Origin of the sequence: Pseudorhizobium endolithicum, assembly GCF_902153245.2 — a bacterium.
Lineage (GTDB): Bacteria > Pseudomonadota > Alphaproteobacteria > Rhizobiales > Rhizobiaceae > Neorhizobium > Neorhizobium endolithicum.
The window spans coordinates 54,559-74,401 of sequence record NZ_CABFWF030000006.1 but is presented as its reverse complement, the minus strand read 5'-3'; the positions used below and the strand labels follow the sequence as shown (position 1 = coordinate 74,401).

The 19,843-nt window shown below is 66.4% G+C and carries 24 protein-coding genes and 1 pseudogene; 24 read left to right on the top strand and 1 reads right to left on the bottom strand.

The features are described from left to right. Positions 1 to 21: 21 nt before the first annotated feature. Together RTCK_RS03670 and RTCK_RS03665 are read left to right on the top strand one after the other, a co-directional pair. Positions 22 to 726 carry a hypothetical protein gene (locus tag RTCK_RS03670; protein ID WP_185927894.1) on the top strand — a complete coding sequence of 235 codons (705 nt, stop codon included), beginning with the start codon at positions 22 to 24 and terminating at the stop codon, positions 724 to 726. After that, positions 668 to 2,218 (top strand): DNA-packaging protein, encoded by a 1,551-nt coding sequence (locus RTCK_RS03665; protein ID WP_408004504.1) that lies wholly within the window; start codon positions 668 to 670, stop codon positions 2,216 to 2,218. Before RTCK_RS03670 ends, RTCK_RS03665 begins: the two co-directional genes overlap by 59 nt. Position 2,219: 1 nt before the next feature. Here the strand turns inward: RTCK_RS03665 and RTCK_RS03660 are convergent, their stop codons facing one another. Further along, complete coding sequence (locus tag RTCK_RS03660) at positions 2,220 to 2,360, bottom strand: hypothetical protein (protein WP_185927910.1); 141 nt, start codon at positions 2,358 to 2,360, stop codon at positions 2,220 to 2,222. Between the two features lie 156 nt (positions 2,361 to 2,516). On the opposite strand from RTCK_RS03660, the gene RTCK_RS03655 reads away from it, so the two are divergent. The 22 genes and pseudogenes from RTCK_RS03655 to RTCK_RS03550 all read left to right on the top strand — a co-directional run bounded on the left by RTCK_RS03655 (position 2,517) and on the right by RTCK_RS03550 (position 19,837). After that, positions 2,517 to 3,149, top strand: coding sequence for a hypothetical protein (locus RTCK_RS03655; RefSeq protein ID WP_142591690.1), 633 nt, complete (start codon positions 2,517 to 2,519; stop codon positions 3,147 to 3,149). 15 nt (positions 3,150 to 3,164) lie between these two features. Continuing rightward, positions 3,165 to 3,470 carry a toxin-antitoxin system TumE family protein gene (locus tag RTCK_RS03650; RefSeq protein ID WP_235988525.1) on the top strand — a complete coding sequence of 102 codons (306 nt, stop codon included), beginning with the start codon at positions 3,165 to 3,167 and terminating at the stop codon, positions 3,468 to 3,470. Next, positions 3,467 to 3,829 carry an HVO_A0114 family putative DNA-binding protein gene (locus tag RTCK_RS03645; protein ID WP_142591688.1) on the top strand — a complete coding sequence of 121 codons (363 nt, stop codon included), beginning with the start codon at positions 3,467 to 3,469 and terminating at the stop codon, positions 3,827 to 3,829. Before RTCK_RS03650 ends, RTCK_RS03645 begins: the two co-directional genes overlap by 4 nt. Positions 3,830 to 3,898: 69 nt before the next feature. Next, positions 3,899 to 4,513, top strand: coding sequence for a hypothetical protein (locus RTCK_RS03640; protein WP_142591686.1), 615 nt, complete (start codon positions 3,899 to 3,901; stop codon positions 4,511 to 4,513). Between the two features lie 82 nt (positions 4,514 to 4,595). Then, positions 4,596 to 5,771 (top strand): phage portal protein, encoded by a 1,176-nt coding sequence (locus RTCK_RS03635; protein ID WP_142591684.1) that lies wholly within the window; start codon positions 4,596 to 4,598, stop codon positions 5,769 to 5,771. Positions 5,772 to 5,840: 69 nt separating this feature from the next. After that, positions 5,841 to 6,104, top strand: a complete 264-nt coding sequence (locus RTCK_RS03630) for a CopG family ribbon-helix-helix protein (RefSeq protein ID WP_142521347.1) — start codon at positions 5,841 to 5,843, stop codon at positions 6,102 to 6,104. Next, positions 6,104 to 6,412 (top strand): type II toxin-antitoxin system RelE/ParE family toxin, encoded by a 309-nt coding sequence (locus RTCK_RS03625; RefSeq protein ID WP_142591682.1) that lies wholly within the window; start codon positions 6,104 to 6,106, stop codon positions 6,410 to 6,412. Before RTCK_RS03630 ends, RTCK_RS03625 begins: the two co-directional genes overlap by 1 nt. Before the next feature lie 195 nt (positions 6,413 to 6,607). Further along, positions 6,608 to 6,925, top strand: a complete 318-nt coding sequence (locus RTCK_RS03620; RefSeq protein ID WP_142591680.1) for a DUF6107 family protein — start codon at positions 6,608 to 6,610, stop codon at positions 6,923 to 6,925. Between the two features lie 47 nt (positions 6,926 to 6,972). Further along, on the top strand, positions 6,973 to 7,590 hold the full coding sequence (locus RTCK_RS03615; protein WP_408004502.1) for an HK97 family phage prohead protease: 618 nt from the start codon (positions 6,973 to 6,975) through the stop codon (positions 7,588 to 7,590). Further along, on the top strand, positions 7,587 to 8,858 hold the full coding sequence (locus RTCK_RS03610; protein ID WP_142591677.1) for a phage major capsid protein: 1,272 nt from the start codon (positions 7,587 to 7,589) through the stop codon (positions 8,856 to 8,858). Before RTCK_RS03615 ends, RTCK_RS03610 begins: the two co-directional genes overlap by 4 nt. 226 nt (positions 8,859 to 9,084) lie before the next feature. After that, complete coding sequence (locus tag RTCK_RS03605; protein WP_142591675.1) at positions 9,085 to 9,654, top strand: head-tail connector protein; 570 nt, start codon at positions 9,085 to 9,087, stop codon at positions 9,652 to 9,654. Then, positions 9,654 to 9,986 (top strand): phage head closure protein, encoded by a 333-nt coding sequence (locus tag RTCK_RS03600; protein ID WP_142521342.1) that lies wholly within the window; start codon positions 9,654 to 9,656, stop codon positions 9,984 to 9,986. Before RTCK_RS03605 ends, RTCK_RS03600 begins: the two co-directional genes overlap by 1 nt. After that, positions 9,983 to 10,402: a DUF3168 domain-containing protein gene (locus RTCK_RS03595; protein WP_142591673.1), complete on the top strand. Its 420-nt coding sequence runs from the start codon at positions 9,983 to 9,985 to the stop codon at positions 10,400 to 10,402. The genes RTCK_RS03600 and RTCK_RS03595 overlap by 4 nt, the downstream gene beginning before the upstream one ends. 42 nt (positions 10,403 to 10,444) lie before the next feature. Beyond that, the gene (locus tag RTCK_RS03590) at positions 10,445 to 10,852 is read left to right on the top strand and encodes a phage major tail protein, TP901-1 family (protein ID WP_142591671.1); all 408 of its coding nucleotides are present in this window, start codon (positions 10,445 to 10,447) and stop codon (positions 10,850 to 10,852) included. Further along, positions 10,852 to 11,202, top strand: coding sequence for a gene transfer agent family protein (locus RTCK_RS03585; protein WP_142591669.1), 351 nt, complete (start codon positions 10,852 to 10,854; stop codon positions 11,200 to 11,202). The genes RTCK_RS03590 and RTCK_RS03585 overlap by 1 nt, the downstream gene beginning before the upstream one ends. Beyond that, complete coding sequence (locus tag RTCK_RS03580) at positions 11,199 to 11,411, top strand: rcc01693 family protein (protein WP_142591667.1); 213 nt, start codon at positions 11,199 to 11,201, stop codon at positions 11,409 to 11,411. The genes RTCK_RS03585 and RTCK_RS03580 overlap by 4 nt, the downstream gene beginning before the upstream one ends. A 335-nt stretch (positions 11,412 to 11,746) precedes the next feature. Then, positions 11,747 to 12,937 (top strand): hypothetical protein, encoded by a 1,191-nt coding sequence (locus RTCK_RS03575; RefSeq protein WP_142591665.1) that lies wholly within the window; start codon positions 11,747 to 11,749, stop codon positions 12,935 to 12,937. A gap of 102 nt (positions 12,938 to 13,039) precedes the next feature. Continuing rightward, positions 13,040 to 13,576: a phage tail tape measure protein gene (locus RTCK_RS03570; protein WP_142591663.1), complete on the top strand. Its 537-nt coding sequence runs from the start codon at positions 13,040 to 13,042 to the stop codon at positions 13,574 to 13,576. A 144-nt stretch (positions 13,577 to 13,720) separates the two neighbouring features. Next, a complete protein-coding gene (locus RTCK_RS03565; RefSeq protein WP_142521336.1) occupies positions 13,721 to 14,359 on the top strand; it encodes a DUF2460 domain-containing protein in 639 nt (212 codons plus the stop codon). After that, positions 14,356 to 15,231: a DUF2163 domain-containing protein gene (locus RTCK_RS03560; protein WP_142591661.1), complete on the top strand. Its 876-nt coding sequence runs from the start codon at positions 14,356 to 14,358 to the stop codon at positions 15,229 to 15,231. Before RTCK_RS03565 ends, RTCK_RS03560 begins: the two co-directional genes overlap by 4 nt. Next, positions 15,228 to 15,683: an NlpC/P60 family protein gene (locus RTCK_RS03555; protein ID WP_142591659.1), complete on the top strand. Its 456-nt coding sequence runs from the start codon at positions 15,228 to 15,230 to the stop codon at positions 15,681 to 15,683. The genes RTCK_RS03560 and RTCK_RS03555 overlap by 4 nt, the downstream gene beginning before the upstream one ends. 376 nt (positions 15,684 to 16,059) lie before the next feature. After that, positions 16,060 to 19,837, top strand: a pseudogene (locus tag RTCK_RS03550) (baseplate multidomain protein megatron). The last annotated feature ends 6 nt before the right edge of the window (positions 19,838 to 19,843 follow it).

Here is a 19,843-nt window from a genome sequence, read left to right as displayed (position 1 = left end):
GCGCATGGCTGGAGATTTGCCGTGGAACATGCCGATCAACCTGACGCCTTCGATCCGTTGGCGGTGGACCTTGCGCTGTTCGGCTGCTGGGAGGCGGCGCCCGCCTATCGCGAGGCGCTGCCCGAGGACGATCCGCTGGCGGAGGACGTCCGGGAAGTGGTTCTGGAAACCAAGTCGGCGGAGGGGCCCCAGGTTTCCGCAGCGGAAGAGCTTCGGCGGCTCCTGAACGAGATGACGGTCGAGATGCGCGGGCAGTTTGACGCCTTCCGGGCCATGCGGGTTGCCGCCGAACGGCTGCTTGCCGGTGGCGACGAGACGGCGGGAAAGCTTGCCCGCGCCGACATCAAGGCGGCGACCGACGCCATGTCGCTGATCGTCCGGACGCTGGAGAAGGTCGACAGCCTGCAGCGCCAGCTTGCCCGCGACCGGGCGGACGAGGCGGAGCGTGCGGCGGAGGCAAGTGGGTATGGGGAGGCGAAGGAACGCTTCATCCAGATGATCAAGGACCGTGCCGATGAAAATGCCTTCCATCTTTACGAGGCCTGGAAGCGCGACGGTCCGCCAGCCTGGGTATTGGAGCGTCTCGGCGACCAAGCCAGACAGCCAACGGACGATCAGGCAGCGAAACGAGAAGCTTCTGGGCAAGACGGTGAAGGTGTCCTCGGGCATGGGCCGGGGCTTCGAGAGGATTGTCGTGGCCCGGGAAACGGCGAGACGCGCGGTTGACCTGGGTACGGCACTGGGGGCGGTGATCGGCAGAGACGTGGAGGGACACGGCCCGCAAGCGGCGATGCCGTCTCTTGAGGACGAGAGGTTGCCGGAGGCGAGGGAAGCGGTAGGCGGTCCTACCTGTGCGCAGGAGGTCGGCTCAGCGCCTGTGGGAATACCCCCCTCTGCCCTGCCGGGCATCTCCCCCTCAAGGAGCGAGAGTGGTCCAAAGGACGCGTCGCCTTATCTCACCACGGGGAGCGAAGATCCGTACGAGGATTTCCACCTCGGATTCGAGCGCGAGTGGCGCTTTGCTGGCCGGCGCGAGCAAAGGCCGCCGCCGGGGGACTGGCGGACATGGCTGGTGATGGGCGGGCGGGGTTCGGGCAAGACGAGGGCCGGGGCGGAATGGGTGCAGGCGCTGGTCTCGGCAGAGGTTGGCCGCTCGCAGCTTCGGATCGCGCTGGTGGCGGAAACGCTGGGCGAGGCGCGCGAGGTGATGGTGGACGGGGTTTCCGGCATCTGCCGGATCGCCCGCGGGCGCCACAGGCCCGAGTTCGAGATCTCGCGCCGGCGGCTTGTCTGGCCGAACGGCGCGGTGGCGCAGATCTTCTCTTCCGAGGATCCGGAAAGCCTGCGCGGGCCGCAGTTTCACTATGCCTGGTGCGACGAACTGGCGAAGTGGAAGCATGCGGAGGAGACCTTCGACATGCTGCAGTTCGGCCTGAGGCTCGGCCGCGACCCGCGTCAGCTTGTGACGACGACGCCGCGGCCGGTGCCGCTCCTGAAACGGCTGATGGGCGAGGATGGCACGCGGCTGGTGCGGATTGCGACCAGGGACAATGCGAAGAACCTGGCGCCCGGCTTCCTCATCGAGCTGCAGAAGCGCTATGGCGGGACAAGGCTCGGGCGGCAGGAGATCGACGGCGAACTGATCGAGGACCGCGAGGATGCGCTTTGGAAGCGCGCCGAGATCGAGGCCTGCACGGTGCGGGTGACGGAGGCGCTGCGGCGGATCGTCGTGGCGGTCGATCCACCCTCCGGTTCCGGCGAGCATTCCTGCTGCGGCATCGTCGTGGCGGGGCTGGATGCGGGCGGACGGGCGGTGGTGCTGGCCGATTGTTCCGTGGAGGGCATGACGCCGGCCGGCTGGGCAAAGGCCGTGGCTAATACCTACCGGCGGTTTGCCGCCGACAGGATCGTTGCCGAGGTGAACCAGGGCGGCGAGATGGTGGCGGCGATGCTGAGAAGCGTCGACGTCTCCCTGCCGCTGACGCTGGTTCGGGCAACGCGCGGCAAATACCTGCGCGCCGAACCGGTTGCCGCCCTCTACGAGCAGCGGCGGGTGGTGCATGCGGGTCGGTTCGTGGAACTGGAAGACCAGATGTGTGATTTCGGGCCCGAGGGTTTGTCCTCGGGCCGCTCGCCCGACCGGCTGGACGCGCTGGTCTGGGCGCTCACGGCTCTCCTGATCGAGGGGCAGGGAGAGCCGCGGGTGCGGGGGATCTAGACTATTCGGCGGCCTGGAGGCGCGGCTGGGGCAGGGACGCCTCCCGCATCTGGCGCCATTCGGATTCAAGACGATCGAGAACGTGCTGCGGGATGGGCTGCTGCTTGGGCTGAAGGGCCGGGGCTTGCTGGTTCATCATCATGATCTCTCCATCTCAAAGGCCGACCAAAACGTCCTGTGGCGCCGTTGGTTCCACAAGATGAAGGATTTGTAAATCTGCGCCTAAGCAGTTCAAACGATTTAGTTTTTTCTAAACCGATTGAAAGCGAGTGAATTCTCTCCAACGGGAGTACTTGCCATGCATTCCGACAAGCTCCACCGCCCATCTTTCTTTGCACGGGTGAGGCAGAAACCGTTTCGGGGGAAGCTGACCCACAAGCAGGTGGAAGGGCTTTCCGCGATCCTGGACGGCTGGTGCGCGCATACGGGGGACGACGGCGCCGGGACGGGCCGGCGGGAACTGGCCTATGTGCTGGCGGCCGCCTTCCACGAGACGGCGGCGACCATGCAGCCGGTGCGCGAGACGCTGGCGCGGACGGATGCGGAGGCGATCCGGCGGCTGAACGCCGCCTTTGCCGCCGGGCGGCTGGGAACGGTGAAGACACCCTATTGGCGGCGGGACGGGGAGGGCAAATCCTGGCTCGGCCGCGGCCTGGTGCAACTGACCCATCGGCGGAATTACGAAGCGATGTCGGAGGTGACGGGGATCGACCTCGTCGCCGATCCCGGCCGGGCGATGGAGATGGACGTGTCGGTGGCGATCCTGATCGAGGGCATGCGCCGCGGCAGCTTCACCGGCCACCGTCTGGACGACTATTTCGGTCCGGGCCGCGAGGACTGGGTGGGCGCGCGCAAGATCATCAACGGCCGCGACCGGGCCGACCTTGTGGCGGGGCATGCGCGGGAGTTTGCGCGGGCACTGGGTCGTTGATGGAAATTGGAGCATATGGTATCGTTGACATCAATGGCGCCGGCAAGTCTGATCCTCGACCGCAAGCTGCTTCTCGATGACGGCAGGATCATCCAGATGCGGGTCTCGCGACTTCCCGCGGCAAGCCGCGAGTGGCCGCATGGATTGAAATACTCGCTCTTCTTCGGTCGCCCGGGAGAACGCATCATCGGCTACGACAACGAGAAGGGCAAAGGTGACCACCGGCACTACCGAAGCCGGGAGGAACCGTATCGGTTCTCCAGCCTTGAGCAGTTGATCCGCGATTTCGAGGTCGACGTCGAACGGGAGATGATGACATGAGCGAAGTTCGACTGCAGGCGACGGGTATCGGAAGCTTCTTCGATGAAGCGGCCGAAGCTGCCCGCCGGATTGACTGCGGCGATCTCGACGAACAGCCGGCGGAGATCGCGTTCGAGAGCATGGACCTGCTGTTGAAGGTGCTGACGCCGAACCGATGGCGGCTTTTGCGTGCGCTGAAGGGCGAGGGGCCGACATCCATCCGGCAGTTATCGCAGAAGCTCCAGCGGGATTATCGCGGGGTACACACCGATGTCTCGGCCCTGCTGGATGTCGGGCTGGTGGAGAAGAATACCGCAGGCGCGATTTGCGTTCGCTGGGACCGGATCGTGGCAGAGATGAACCTGACGGAGGCGGCATAGAGCCACCGGAGCGGGAACCCGACCGTTGCCGCCTCGTTGCATCCGCTGGTGCCGATCAGGAGCAAGCGAATGTGGGCGTGGCTCAGCGAGAACTATGGCGTCGTTTCGGCGGTGGCGAGCGTCGCCACGCTGTTGGTCTGGGTGCTCTATCTGCAGCTCTTCTACATGAGCCATCGCCACCAGTTGCGGCCGAAGATCCTGATTACCCGGGGCGGAGGCCACAAGCTTTCCGCCCGCTGCATCCTGACCAATATGAGCCCGGAGATCGTCTTCATCCAGGGCCTGCTCGTCAGGATCGCCTTCGACGACAGGGAGCTCTTCTGCTCGCTGAGCGACATCGAGCGGGTGGCGAGCCAGGGCAGTGACCCGCGCAGCGAACTGTTTCAGGGGCCGGTGTCGGTCGGAGAATACCTCGACCTCGGAAGCTTCGAGGAGATCGCACTGGCGGCCATGGAAAATTGCACCGGCACGCGCGGCATCGGCGACCTGCGCGAGCTCGGCCTTACTGCGGTCGGGATCTATCCCTGGAAGGACGGCATGGTGGCGGCGGAGCGGAGCTTTACGGTGCGCCACGAGGATGGCCGGCGTGCACTGGTTTCCGACAAGCCGACGGCGCGCCAGATCCGCTCGCGCCGCGAGCTCCGGCGGGTCGAGCGGATCATGTGGGAGCAGGCGCAGAACTGAGGGCAAGCTCTCGCGTCGTCTGGAAGAGCAGACCGGAGCAGGGCGCGGGGCTTCGGCCTGCGATTTGAAAAGGGACGGAATCATGAAATCTCCATTCAGGCTGCCCTGGACGGCCAGCGGCGGGGGAAGCGGCGTGCCTGCAGGACAGGCTGTCGAAGCCAAGGCGGCGGGTGGCTTTGCGATTTTCGCCAGCGACGGGGCGGCCCGATGGTCCGGCCGCTCCTATGGGGCGCTGGCACGGGCGGGCTTCATGCGGAACCCCGTTGCGCATCGGGCCGTGCGGCTGGTGGCGGAGGCGGCCGCCTCCGTTCCCTGGCTGGCCTATGAGGGGGACGCGGAGGCGAGCGGACATCCGGCGCTCCCGCTTCTGGCGCAGCCGAACGCGCGCCAGGCGGGGCCGGATTTCTTCGAGGCGCTCTACGGGCACCTGATGCTGTCCGGCAATACCTATGTGGAGCCGCTGGTGCTGGGCGACAGGCTGCGGGAACTGCATCTGCTGCGGCCGGACCGGGTGAGCGTGGTGGAGGGCCGCGACGGCTGGATCACCGCCTATGACTACCGCGCCGGCAACGTAACGCGCCGGCTGCCGGCGGAGGCGGGAAGCGGACTTTCGCTCCTGCACCTGAAGCTCTTCCACCCGCTCGACGACCATACGGGTTTTCCGCCGCTTTCCGCCGCCGGCGCCGCGCTCGACCTGCACAACGCGGCGGGCGAATGGAACAAGGCGCTGCTCGACAATTCTGCCCGGCCCTCCGGCGCGCTGGTCTACCAGCCGAAGGAGGGCGGCAATCTTTCCGCCGACCAGTACGAGCGGCTGAAGGCGGAACTGGAGAGCGGCTATTCGGGCGCAGTGAATGCCGGGCGGCCGCTGCTTCTGGAAGGCGGGCTCGACTGGAAGTCGATGGGACTTTCGCCGAAGGACATGGACTTCATCGCGGCGAAGAACGCCGCCGCGCGTGACATCGCGCTGGCAGTCGGCGTGCCGCCGATGCTGATCGGCATTCCCGGCGACAACACCTACGCGAACTACCAGGAGGCGAACCGCGCCTTCTACCGGCTGACGGTGGTGCCGCTCCTGGTGCGCACGGGGGCGAGCCTGTCCGCATGGCTGTCGCAGGCCTATGGCGGGACGCTGAGGCTGGAACCGGACCTCGACACGATCGCGGGGCTTTCCGCCGAGCGCGACGCGCTGTGGGCGCGGGTGGGCGCGGCGGATTTCCTGACGGACGAGGAGAAGCGCCAGGCGGTTGGATATTGAGGCGCGATTGCGGGAACGGTATCGGGCGTGTAGGATTTGTAATACGACGTATTACAGAAGGAGCCGACCATGGCCGACAAACCCGTTCTCTCCGACCCGATCACCCTGCGCCTGCCGCTGGATATTCTGGAGGATATCGAGAAGATCGCGGAGACGGCGGATCGCAGCCGGTCCTGGGTGATCGTCAGGGCGCTGAAGTATTACCTGATGGCGGAGGGGGCGGAAATGTTGAGCATCCGCCGCGGCCTAGAGGATGCGGAAGCGGGACGAATGGTGGACGCCGAAGAGCTGTTTGCGGAGCTGGATCGTCTCAATCGTGAGGCGGCCGCCTGATGAAGGTGCGCTTCTCGGAGGAAGCGACACGGTACGTCGAACGAGAGCGGGCTTATCTCGCTCAGTTCGGGCGCAGGATCGCTGTTGCCTTCTCCGAGCAGATCAAGAAGGCAGCGCGGCTCCTCGGCGAACATCCTCGCGTTGGTGTCGTAGTCGCACCAGCCGACGGCGTTCGACGCTTCGTTACAGCACCTTACCATTTGGATTACATATTGCGAGAAGACCACATCGTGATCGTCTCCATCATGCATGCAAGGCAGGGACCCGCCGATCTCGAGAAAGATGCCGATCTGGATGAAGGCGCTTGAGGGACGCATCTTCGATGTCGTCGCAAACTCATTCAGGTTGAGAAGCTGCTCACCCAGTATCTGAAGAACCGGAAATACCACACGAACATCCCGGGCCAACCGATTCAAAGGACTCGGCAATCGGGGTCCTCGTCGGCGGGGCGGTGATCGCCGGCCGCTGGTGCATGCGTTCATCCTAATCAAGGAAGATTAACAATGGCTGACCTTGGCAACGAGGCCGGCGTGCTGGCGGCGAAGGCAGCCGGCGCGGCGGCGGGCGCGGGCGTGTCGCTCATCTACCTGTTGCCGAAGAGCCGGCGCGAGGCGGCGAGCCGCTTCTTCACCGGCCTCTGCTGCGGGCTTATCTTCGGCAAGCCGGCCGGGCTGTGGCTCTCCGACAGGATGGGGATCGCGGACGAGCTGACCGGGCTCGAAATTTCACTGACCGGCTCGGCGGCGGCAAGTCTGCTCGCCTGGTGGGTGCTCGGCGCGCTCGTGCGCGTGGCGGAGCGATGGGGCAGGCGGGCGGGCTGATCCTCCGCCGGCTCTCGAACAGACAATCACGATCGCAGGAGACTTTCATGCACGCTGACCGCGGGCCTCGCACCGCCATGGACAAAGCTATGCGCCCCGTCTTGCGCCCGAGCGCGCGGAAGTTCGCAAATCTGGAACTGGCGGGTGTTTCCGGCGACGGGACATTCTCGGGCTATGCCTCCGTCTTCGGCGAGGTCGATCTCGGCAAGGACCGGATCGAGCGCGGGGCATTTGCCAATTCGCTTACCGAGCGCGGCGCGCGCGGCGTGCGCATGCTCTACCAGCATGATCCGGCCGAACCGATCGGCGCCTGGACGGTGATCCGCGAGGATGCCCGCGGCCTTTATGTCGAAGGGCGGCTTGCGCCGGGCGTGGGGCGCGCGGCGGAAGTCTTCTCGCTGATGAAGTCCGGCGCGCTGGACGGGCTGTCGATCGGCTTCAGGACGGTGAAGGCGCGCTCCGACCCGAAGACAGGCGTGCGCCGCATCCTGGAGGCGGACCTCTGGGAGATCTCGGTGGTGACCTTCCCGATGCTGCCCTCGGCGCGCGTCTCCGACGTCAAGCATGCGCGGTTCTTCCGCGACCGGGAAACGGAGCTCGTCCGCCAGATGCGGCGGGCGGCGAAGATGATGTTGAAACCCAGCTTCAAAGGAAAAGCGACATGACGGACATGGGAAAGACGGCGCCCGAGGTGAAGGCTCCGGAAGTTAAGGGAGTGCCGGAGACGGTGACGGCGGCCTTCGACGAGTTTATGGAGGCCTTCGAAGCCTTCAAGGACGTCAACGACCGCAGGCTGGGCGAGATCGAGCAGAAGCTCGTCGCAGATGTCGTGACGCGCGACAAGATGGACCGCATCAACCGGGCGATGGACGAGCAGAAGAAGGTGCTCGACCAGATGCTGTTGAAGAAGGCGCGGCCGGCGCTCGGTTCTTGCCAGGGCGGCGAGCTTTCGCCGGAGGCCGAGGAGCACAAGGCCGCTTTCGACGCCTATGTGCGCCGGGGCGAGGATGCGGGGCTGCGCGAACTGGAGGCTAAGGCATTTTCCGGGACGGCCGGTGCCGATGGCGGCTATCTGGTGCCGCCGGAGACCGACAACGAGATCGGCCGGCGGATCTCCATCGCCTCGCCGATGCGGGCGCTCTCGACGGTGCGCACCGTATCCTCGGCCGTGCTGAAGAAGCCGTTTGCCGCCTCCGGCCTCTCGACCGGCTGGGTGGCCGAGACGGCGGCGCGGCCGCAGACCAACACGCCGCAGCTTTCCGAGCTTTCCTTCCCGACCATGGAACTCTACGCCATGCCGGCGGCCACCCAGGCGCTGCTGGACGACGCGGCCGTCGACATCGAAGCCTGGATCGCCAGCGAGGTGGACATCGTCTTCGCCGAGCAGGAGGGCGACGCCTTCATCCGTGGCGACGGGATCAACAAGCCGAAGGGTTTCCTGACCTATACGGCGGTGGCCGACAGCGCCTGGACCTGGGGCAGCCTCGGCTATGTCGCGACCGGTGCGGCAGGCGCCTGGAAGACGACGGGTCCCTCCGACACACTGGTGGACGTGATCTATGCGCTGAAGGCCGGTCATCGTCAGAACGGCACCTTCATGATGAACCGCAAGACCCAAGGCGACGTGCGCAAGTTCAAGGATGCCGACGGCAACTACCTGTGGCGCCCGCCGGCAAGCGCCGGACAGCCCGCATCGCTGATGGGCTTCCCGATCGCGGAGGCCGAGGAGATGCCGGATGTCGGCGCCGATGCGCTTGCCGTCGCCTTCGGCGACTTCCGCTCCGGCTATCTTGTCGTCGACCGGGCGGGCGTCCGCATCCTGCGCGATCCCTATTCCGCAAAGCCCTACGTGCTCTTCTACACGACCAAGCGCGTCGGCGGCGGAGTGCAGAACTTCGAGGCGATCAAGCTGGTGAAGTTCGCGGCGAGCTGAGGAACGCCGAAACCCCCTCACCAAGTTCGCCTCGCCAATCGGCTTTGCCTCTTGGGGCGAACTATCCTCTCCCACCAAGGGAGAGGAACCAGTGCCGCGCCCTCGGCGCTCCCTCTCCCCTTGTGGGAGAGGTTACAAAATCATGATCTTAGCGCAGCTAAGTCATAGATTTTGTTGGTGAGGGGGCATGGCGACGGGCTCTCCCTAATCATTTTCGGACACCCCCATGACCTATGCCCAGACCACTCCGCCCGCCGCGGAGCCGCTGACGCTTGCCGAGGTGAAGGCGCATCTGCGCCTGGACGACGGCGAGGAGGATGCGCTGCTGCTTTCGCTTCTCGCCACGGCCCGCGAGCACCTGGAGCGCGAGACGGGATTGTGCCTGATGGCGCAGTCCTGGCGGCTCCACCTCGACGATTGGCCAGCCGACGGCATCATCAGGATCGCGAAGTCGCCGGTGCAAGCGATTCCGGCCGTTACGGTTTTCGATGCCGAGGGCGAGCCTCTTCAAGTTCCACTCGAGGATCATCTTCTTGACGGCGAGGGCCGGCCGGCCAGGCTCTGGCTGCGAAACCCGCCCGCGCCGGGACAGTCCATGAACGGTATCGAGATCGGGTTTTCCGCCGGCTTCGGCGAGGCGGGAACCGACGTGCCGGACACGCTGAAGCGAGCGATGCTGATCCATGTCGGCCATATGTTCGCCTTTCGCGGCGTCATCTCCCCGGACCAGCAGCCAGCCGGTATCCCCGACGGATATGACCGGCTGGTCGCGCCGTTCAGGATGCGGAGGCTCTGATGGCTCAGGTCTTCGATCCGGGACGCATGACGGCGCGGCTCATGCTCGAGGCGCCTGTGGAGGCAGGCGACGGCCAGGGCGGCGCGGCGGTGAGCTGGCAGGCGGTGTGCTCGCTGTGGGCTCTGGTGGAGCCGATGCGGGTTTTTGAGCGTGAGGAGGCTGCGGCGGAAGCGGCGATCGTCAGCCACCGGATCTGGGTGTGGTTCCGGCAGGACATCGTGGCGGGACAGCGGTTCCGCAAAGGTACCCGCGTCTTCTCCGTGAAACTGGTGCGCGACCCCGACGAGACGCGGCGCTTTCTCCTGTGCCATTGCGAGGAGGGGGCACGATGAACGCGGCGAATGCGCTGCTGGCGGCGATCCACGCACGGCTTTCGAGCGATGCGGCGTTGAGCGGGCTGATCGGGCCGGACGGGATCCGGGACTGGCTGCTGCCACGACCGGCATTGCCGGCGATCGTCTTCGGCGAGGTGGAGACGCGCGACTATTCCACCGGGACGGAGGCCGGCGAGGAGCATCGGCTGACGCTGGAGGTGTGGTCGGAAGCCGCTGGCCGGCGGCAGGCGGAGGAGATCGCGCATCGGGTGCGGGTGCTGCTGCACGGCGTGTCCTTGCTCTTGGCCGGCCATGCGCTGGTAAGCCTCCTGCATCTGCGGACCCGAACGCGGCGGCAGACGAAGACGGCGCTCTTCGAGGCGCAGTTGCTGTTCCGCGCGGTGACGGAAGAGACCGAAGCACTATCGCCTTGAGCGCCGGCTGGCGCTCTCTCCATTCCAGAAAGGACAATGACCATGGTGGCGCAGAAGGGCAAGGACCTGCTGCTGAAGATCGACAATGGCGGCAGCTATGTGACGATTGCGGGCCTGCGTTCGCGGCGGCTGGCGTTCAACGCGGAGACGGTGGACGTGACGGACGCCGAGAGCGCCGGGCGCTGGCGCGAGCTTCTGGGCGGGGCGGGCGTGCAGCGCGCCTCGCTGACGGGGGCCGGCCTCTTCAAGGACCAGGCGAGCGATGCGCTGGTGCGCACCGCCTTCTTCGCCGGCACGATCCTCTCCTGGCAGGTGCTGATCCCGGATTTCGGCACGGTGACGGGACCCTTCCAGATCACCGTGCTCGAATATTCCGGCGAGCACAATGGCGAGGTGCGGTTCGAGCTGGCGCTGGAATCGGCAGGCCACCTGAGCTTCGGGGCGCTCTGATGAGCGCGGGGGCAAGGGCGAACCGGCGGCGCGGCGAGGTGGAGGCGGTGATCGACGGCGAGCGCCGCGTGCTCTGCCTGACGCTCGGGAGCCTCGCGGAGCTGGAAACGGCGTTTGCCGTCGGCGATCTTGGCGGGCTGGCCGGGCGCTTTTCCTCGGGCCGCATCCGCTCGGCGGACATGATCCGCATCCTCGGCGCGGGGCTTCGCGGGGCGGGCAATCTCTACTCGGACGACGAGGTGGCGGCGATGAGCGTGGAGGGCGGTGTGGCAGGCACGGCCCGGCTGGTCGGCGAACTGCTGGCGGCAACCTTCGGCGCGCCGCAGGAGGCGACGCCAGCGGACCCTTGAGGGCCGCAGCGGACAGGAAGGCCGGCGCCGAACCGTTTCCCTGGGAGACGGTGATGCATGTCGGCCTCTGCCTGCTGCGGCTTCCCCCGGAGGTGTTCTGGCGCCTGACGCCGGCGGAGTTCTCGGCAATGGCGGGAGGGATGCGGCCAAGGTCGCCGGAGATAAGGCGGGATGGGCTGGAGGCGCTGATGAGGCGGTTTCCGGATTGAGCTGCGTCTGCGTCAGGAGGGTTGGCGTTGGCGGCTTCGGCTGATCCGCTCGTTCGAGGGTAGACGGGCGTCTTCCTTCTCGAACCGTTGGCTTCGAAGTGCTGTGATCGAATGGCCGCCGTAAGGATGCAGAGGGTTAAAGAAGCTGCCAGCGCCGGGATCGCTTCAACGATAGTGTACCGCTTCATCGCCTCCTTGACAGGCCTGAGACTCAACAGGGCTGAATGTAGTAAACTCGTTCAATGGTCGTGGCGGAAGGAATCTCGACGGCATGGAATAGTACGCGCCGAAGCTAGTGCTGATTGCCGACCCGATATGGCAGACGGAGGACATACGTGCGACGTGAAGAATACTGGAAGAACTTCAATCTCGGCACTGAGCTCGACATTGCCGGTCGATTCCTTTTCAACGGGCTCCAGGTCTTCCACGAGATGGAGCATTTTGCCGCCGAAGAGGATGCCTTCGAGTTCTTGTACTTCCTGGCGGTCGGCCTTGAACGCCTGTTGAAGATTGCGGTCATTTTGACCGAGCACGATAGCGCAGTTGATCAAGATGCCTTTGAAAAGAGCCTGATCACGCACGCGCACCAGGAACTGGTCCTCCGTTTGAGGGCTAAGCACGACCTTAAATTTTCGGCGCGGGAAAACGAGTTCATCGCTCTCCTAGGCAGGTTCTATCGGTCTCAGCGCTATGGCCGCTACAGCCTAAGTTCTGCGTTTGTACCTGCCCAAGAGCGTCTCGAACTTGTCAAATTCCTAGAAACGCACCTCGACATTAAGATCGACATTAGCGGTTGGCTGACGATTACCCCGAACGAGCGCCGGCACCGCAAGTTCATCGGCAGAGTTGTGTCGAAAATTGTGAATCCAGTCCACCGCATCGTGGAGGACGAAGCCAGACGGCTCAATATCTACACATATGAGATAGACTATCGGTCGAAGGCCTCAAAGATTTTCCTCAGCAAGAAGTTTGATTTCGAGGAAGAGGACATACTGCAGGCCGAACTGATCACCTACTTTATCTCAGGTGAAGCCTGTGGCCCGAACGCTCGGTTGATCCGCGACCTCATAAAGCCTCTACCGTTCGATCCTGCTCTCGAGGGTGAGTATCTGGCAGCCCTCCGGTCCGACAGACGAAAGATCACTGTGCTGGACGAACTCGAGTCGCACTATGAGGACATCGACAATTTCAAAGAACGCCGGGATTTGCTGGAAGCCTCAATGCTTGAAACCTTAACTACAGTGACGAGGGCGAAGACGAAGACGAAGACGAAGACGAAGACGAAGGTGACTTCGCGATCGACAGTGGAGATGAAGACGACAGGTAGTCCGGTGTCCAAGGCTCTTAGAGCCCGAACCAGGAAGCAGACCCTATTCTTCACCCTACCTGAGACACAGGTGCCGCTGTGGCGTCCAGCGACTTACAAACCACGCCGGATGGGCGGGCGCCAAGGATCGCATCCTCATCATCCTGCGCGGCGCCGTTCTTGTCGCTCATGGGCATCAGGTTCCAGGCTCGCGCAGTAGTCCTAGAATAGCGCCGTTACATCCGGCTCGCACCACACGTCCTCAAGCGAGGAAAAGGTAGCGACTGTCGGATAAAGGCCGCGACAAAGAAAGGTCACCCCGATGGAAGAGGACGACATCTCCCTTGCCGGGACGCTCGGCGAGGCGGAGGAGCTTGCCCGCGTGATGGCGGATCTGGAGGCGCGGTCGCAGCGGTTCGGCGCGGCGCTGACGGGTGCCTTGCGCTCGGCGACGGTGGGCGGCAGGGGGCTGGAGGACGTGCTGCGGGGGCTGGGGAACCGGCTGACGGATATTGCGCTGTCTGCGGCGCTGAAGCCACTCGAAGGGATGCTCGGCAATGCGATCGGGGGCATGATGGGGCAGGTCGTGCCGTTCGCCGAGGGCGGCGTGGTGCGTAGCCCGAGCTTCTTTCCGATGGGCGGCGATATCGGGCTGATGGGCGAGGCGGGGGCGGAGGCGATCCTGCCGCTGAGGCGCGGTCCCGATGGCGCGCTGGGTGTTGCGGCAGGTGGCGGCGGGGCGCCGACCCAGATCGTCTTCAACGTGACGGCGACCGACGCGGCGAGCTTCCGCAAGAGCGAGGGGCAGATTTCCGCCATGCTGGCGAGGAGCGTCGGGCGCGGTCAGCGCGGGCTGTAGCCGGCAGACGCCGGATGCGCCTGCCCGGATCCCATCGGTCAGGCACACGGAATATGGATGCGGCCACGGGAGCCTCAGCGGCTGTCGCAGGCGGGGCCGGGTCGTCGGCAGGGACCGATCCACCAAGGCACATGAGGATCAGGAATGACCGGATTTCACGAAGTGCAGTTTCCGCTACGGCTGGCGCTCGGCACGAGCGGCGGGCCGGTCAGGCGGACCGACATCGTCAGCCTGTCCAACGGACGGGAGAACCGCAATGCCCGCTGGCGGGATTCCCGCCGCAGCTACGACGCAGGCTCCGGCATCCGCTCGATCGGCGACCTCTACGAAGTGCTGGCCTTTTTCGAGGCGCGGCGCGGCGGGCTCTACGGCTTCCGCTTTCGCGATCCGCTGGACTGGAAGTCCTGCGCTCCGGGAGAGGCTCCGTCCGACATGGACCAGGTGATCGGCACGGGTGACGGCGCGACTGCCGTCTTCCCCCTGGTGAAGACATATGGCGATGCCGGCGGGGCCTGGGTCAGGCGAATCGCAAAGCCGGTGGCGGGGACGGTGGTGGTCTCCGTCGACGGGTTGGCGGTGGACCCAGAGGCTTATGCGGTCGACGTGGTGGCAGGCACTGCGACCTTCGCGGCAGGGCATGTGCCGCCGGCAGGGGCGGTGGTGCGTGCGGGCTTCGCCTTCGATGTTCCGGTGCGCTTCGCCATCGATCGTATCGACGTCAGCCTGGCGCATTTCGATGCCGGCCGTATTCCTTCCATTCCTTTGACGGAGATCCTGCCATGAGGGCGATCCCGGGCGAACTGGCGGCTCACCTTCAGGGCGATGCGACCAGCACCTGCCATTGCTGGCGGGTGACGCGCAGCGACGGCGTGGTGCTCGGCTTCACCGACCACGACCATGATCTTGCCTTCGACGGCACGACCTTTTTGGCGGCGAGCGGCTTTTCCGGTAGCGAGATCGAGGCGGAGGCGGGTCTTGCCGCGAGCTCCGACGAAGTTGCGGGCGGCTTCTCCAGCGAGGTCATCTCGGAGCAGGATCTTTCCGCCGGCCGCTACGACGGTGCGCGGGTGGAACGCTTCCTCGTCAAGTGGGAGCGCCCGCAGGAGCGCATGCTGCTCGATGTGCGGGAGGTGGGCGAGGTGACGCGCGCCGGTGACGCATTCCGGGCCGAATTGCGCAGCATGGCGCACCGGCTCGCCCAGCCGCAGGGGCGCGTCTACAACCGGCGCTGCGACGCCGAGTTCGGTGACGGCCGCTGCCGCATGGACCTTGCCGCCTGGAGCGGCGCGGGAAGCATCATCGCCGTGAGCGAACCGAGCCGGGTCACGGTGTCTGGCCTTGCGGCCTTCGCCGGCGGCTTCTTCCGGCTCGGCGTGATGACGCTGACCGACGGGCGGCGCCTCGATGTGGAACGCCACGAACTGAACGGTGATGGGACAGCGGACCTGATCTTGTGGCTGCCGCCGGAGGCGCCCCTCGACGTGGGAGCGGCCTTTTCCATCACGGCAGGCTGCGACAAGAGCTTCACGACCTGCCGGGTCCGCTTCAACAACCAGCTGAATTTTCGCGGCTTTCCGCATGTGCCGGGCGCCGACTTCGCCTATTCCTATGCGGCGGGCGAGGGCCGGCACGACGGCGGAGCGCTGTTTTCATGAGCAGCCGGGGAGAGAGGATCGTCGGGCTTGCGGAAGGCTGGATCGGCACGCCATACCGGCACCAGGGCGCGGCCAGGGGCGTCGGCTGCGACTGCATCGGGCTCATCCGCGGCGTGTGGCGCGAGCTTTACGGCAGCGACCCGGGACCTGTGGCCGCCTATGCACCGGACTGGGCGGAACGGAGTGGCGAGGACCGGCTGATCGAGGCCGCCCTGCGGCTGTTCGGCCCGGCCCTGCCCGTGACCGGAGCCGAGCCGGGCGACCTGCTGCTGTTCCGCTGGCGCCCGGATTGCGCCGCCAAGCATACCGGCATCCTGGCGGGGCCGGAGCATTTCATCCATGCCTATGAACAGGCGGCGGTGATACGCTCGGCGCTGGTGCCGTCGTGGAAGCGGCGGATTGCGGCGGTGCACCGGTTTCCCGAAGTCGCGCAACCCAATACAACTAAATGATGCATCTGGAACCAGAGGTTGTTTTCAGTCGTCTTTGGTTGAAACTGCAACGCCAAGAGATATAATGAAGGAGTGGTGAGCGAGGCTGCTACCTCGCCCACCGTTTTGCTTACGACCTGAAATAAACCCGGACGGCTATTGACCAGCCCGTCCGGGTTTTCCGCATCATAAGCACGACGCCGCTGAGCATGAGCTTCATTGGCATCCTCCTTGGTTGCAGGCAGGGCCTCTGCCAAGGTCGGTGTTGCCCATCGCCACCGACGCACCGGCTGGCACGGTGCATTCTGCTTTCGCCCGCAACCTTCTACCTCATAGCACGCACCCACTACGAGTGGCGAGTATAATACTCGCCTTATGCGATAGGCGGATTGTTTCCATGGCCACGATTCTCTTCCAGGCGGCGGGCGCGGCGCTCGGCGGCGTGTTCGGTCCTGTCGGTGCGATCCTCGGACGCGCGGCGGGTGGACTGGCCGGGAGCATCGTCGATCGCGCGCTGATCAATGGAGGGCGGACGGTCTCCGGAGCACGGCTGGCGACGGCGCGCATCCCCGGCGCCGACGAGGGCGCCGCGATCAACCGGCTTTACGGGACGGCGCGCATCGGCGGCACGCTGATCTGGGCGACGCGCTTCGAGGAGGAGGTGACGCGCGAGCGCGCGGGCGGCAAGGCGAGCGGGCCGAAGGTGGAGAGCTTCCGTTACTTCGCCAACCTCGCCGTCGGACTCTGCGAGGGCGAGATCGCCTGCATCCGGCGCGTCTGGGCCGATGGGCGCGAGCTCGACCTGACGGATATCGAGATGCGGGTCTACCGGGGAGGGGAGGAGCAACTGCCCGACCCGCTGATCGAGGCGAAGCAGGGGGAGGGCAGCGCGCCCGCCTATCGCGGCCTTGCCTATGTCGTCTTCGAAAGGCTGCCGCTCGACCAGTTCGGAAACCGCATTCCGCTGCTGCAATTCGAGGTCCTGCGGCCCGTCGGGCGGCTGGAGCGGCAGATCCGTGCGGTGACGATTGTTCCGGGCGCCACCGAGCATGGCTATTCGACGGTCCAGGTGACGGAGAAGACCGGGGAGGGCAGCGCCCGGATCATGAACCGCCATACGCTGACGGCGGTGACCGACTGGCAGGCCTCGATCGACGAACTGACGGCGCTCTGCCCGAACCTTGAGCGCGTGGCGCTGGTGGTCGCCTGGTTCGGGACGGACCTGCGGGCCGGAGAATGCCCCGTCCTGCCGGGCGTCGAGGTATCGCAGCGGGACGATGAGAGTTCGCCATGGTCGGTGGCGGGACTGGTGCGGGAAGAGGCCCATCTGGTCAGCTGCCACGAGGGCGGGCCCGCCTATGGCGGCACGCCGAGCGATGCCGGCCTGCGTCGGGCGATCGCCGACCTGAAGGCGCGCGGGCTCGAAGTCTATCTCTATCCCTTCCTGATGATGGACATCCCCGCGGGCAACGGTCTGCCCGATCCCCATGGCGGCATCGAGCAGCCCGCCTATCCCTGGCGTGGACGCGTTACCTGCCATCCGGCGCCAGGCAGGCCGGGGACGGCCGACAGGACGTCCGGCGGGGGCGCAGGTTGCCGCCTTCGCCCGGGGAGCGGAGGGCTACCGGCGGATGGTGCTGCATTATGCGGCCCTGGCGGCCGAAGCGGGCGGTGTCGACGGCTTCCTGATCGGCTCGGAACTGCGTGGGCTGACCCAGGTGAGAGACGAGGCGGACGGCTTTCCGTTCGTGGCGGAATTGGCGCAACTGGCGGGAGACGTGCGGGCCGTTCTCGGGCCGCAGCCGAAGATCACCTATGGCGCGGACTGGAGCGAGTATTTCGGCTACCATCCGCAGGACGGCTCAGGCGACGTCTTTTTCCATCTCGACCCGCTGTGGGCGTCGCCTGCGATCGATGCCGTGGGCATCGACAACTACATGCCGCTTTCCGACTGGCGCGGGGACCTCGGGTCGGGCAACCCCGACGGTTTCCGGACGTCGGAAGACCTTGCGGCGATGGGCGGGCAGATCGAAGCGGGCGAGGGCTTCGACTGGTACTATGCGAGCGAGGCGGACCGTCGCGACCGCCTGCGCACGCCGATCACCGACGGGGCCGCCGGCAAGCCGTGGATGTTCCGCTACAAGGACATCGTCGCCTGGTGGGCGAACCACCACTTCAACCGCGTCGGCGGGATGGAGGTGGCGCAGCCCACGGCATGGGCGCCGGGCATGAAGCCGGTGTGGTTCACCGAACTCGGCTGCCCGGCGGTCGACAAGGGCGCGAACCAGCCGAACGTCTTCGTCGATGCGAAGTCGGCCGAAAGCGCCGCACCCTATTTTTCCACCCGCTCGCGCGCCGACGCCCTGCAGCGGCGCTTCCTGGAGGCGCATCACGAACGGTGGCAGGCCGCTCCGTCAAAGGGTGTGGTCGATCCCGGCCATGTCTTCGTCTGGACCTGGGATGCGCGGCCCTATCCGGCATTTCCGGCGGATCTTTCCGCCTGGAGCGACGGCGGCAACTGGCGTGCCGGACACTGGCTGAACGGCCGGCTGGGAGCGACGACCCTTGCCGACGCGATGGCCGCCATCCTGCAAGACCACGGCGTCGAGGACTTCGACGTCTCCGAAGTGAGCGGCGACCTGACGGGCTACGTGCAGGCGGAGGTGACGTCGGCGCGGGCCTTGCTCCAGCCGCTGCTCGAAGTGTTCCGGGTCGACGTGGTCGAGGATGCCGGCAGGTTGCGGTTCCGGTCTCGCGGCGCCGCGGCCCTTCCGCCCCGGATCGTCACCGTCCTGGCGGATCGGGAGGACGAGCCGCTGTGGAGCGAAACGCGCGGCCATGACGGCGATTTTGCAGCCGAGGTCGTCATCGGCTCCTACAATCCGGCGCTCGACTACGAGCAGGCCAGCGCCCGCTCGCGCCGGACACGAACCGGCAGCCAGCGGGTGCTGGCCCACGACCTTCCGGCCGTTCTGGCCGAGGAAACGGCACTTGCGGCGGCGGAAGCGGCCGTCAGGGACCAGTGGATTTCCCGCCGGACGCTGAGCTTTGGCCTATCCCCCGCCGATGTGGCGCTGCAGCCGGGCGATCCGGTGCGGCTGGTGGAGGTGGAGGGTGACTTCATCGTCGAGCGGGTCGAGGAGGGGGAGATCCGGCGCGTGCAGGCGCGCCAGCATGCGGCGCAGCCGCCGGCAGCACCCGTGGAGGACGGCGGCACGCCGGGCGGCGGTGGGACGGCTTCGGCGGCCTTCTCGCCGGTCCTGCACCTGATGGACCTGCCGCGCTTCACCGGCGGTGCCGCCGAGAGCTTCGCCCGTGCCGCCGCGTTCGGAAGGCCGTGGCGCAGGATCCTCCTGTCGGCATCGACGACGACGGAAGGTTATGCCCTGCGGACGGGCCTCGACCGCCCGGCACGGATCGGCCGTCTCGCGGCGGCTCTTGCTCCGGGTGTGAGCGGCCGTTTCGACCGGAGGTCGGTGCTGGAATGCGACCTCTTCTTCGGCGGGCTCGCCTCCGCCTCCCGCACCGCCGTGCTCGCGGGCGAGAACCGGCTTGCCGTGCGGTCGGCAAACGGCGCCTGGGAGATCATCGGCTTCTGCGATGCCGCCGAGATCGGGCCGGGCCGGTGGCGGCTGTGGACGCTGGCGCGCGGCCTCGCGGGCACCGAGGACGCGATGGCGACGGGATCCGCGACCGCTGCAGCGGTGGTGGTGCTGGACCAGGCGGTGGTGCCGCTCGGACTTTCGCTCGAAGAGCGCGGACGGGAACTGAACTGGATGGCCGAGGCCGCCGCTTCGGCCGGCGGGCGGATCGGTCCGATCGCATTCGCAGGCGGGAAGAGGGCGGAGACCCCGCTGGCTCCCGTGCACCTGCGCGCCGCCCGGGGAGCGGACGGCATCCGTCTTTCCTGGGTGCGACGCGGCAGGATCAATGCCGACGACTGGGAGGCGGCGGAGATCCCGCTCGACGAGCCGGAGGAGGCCTATCGCCTGGAGATCCTCGACGGGAGCGTGGTCAAGCGCCTGATCGACGTTACCGGGCCAAGCGCCCTCTATGCCCCGGCGGAGGAGATCGCCGACTTCGGCGAGCCGCAGGCGGCATTGACGTTTCGCGTCCGGCAGAGGGGGCGCGCGATACCGCTCGGGCTGCCCGCGACGGCAAACATTTCACTCTAGGAAGGA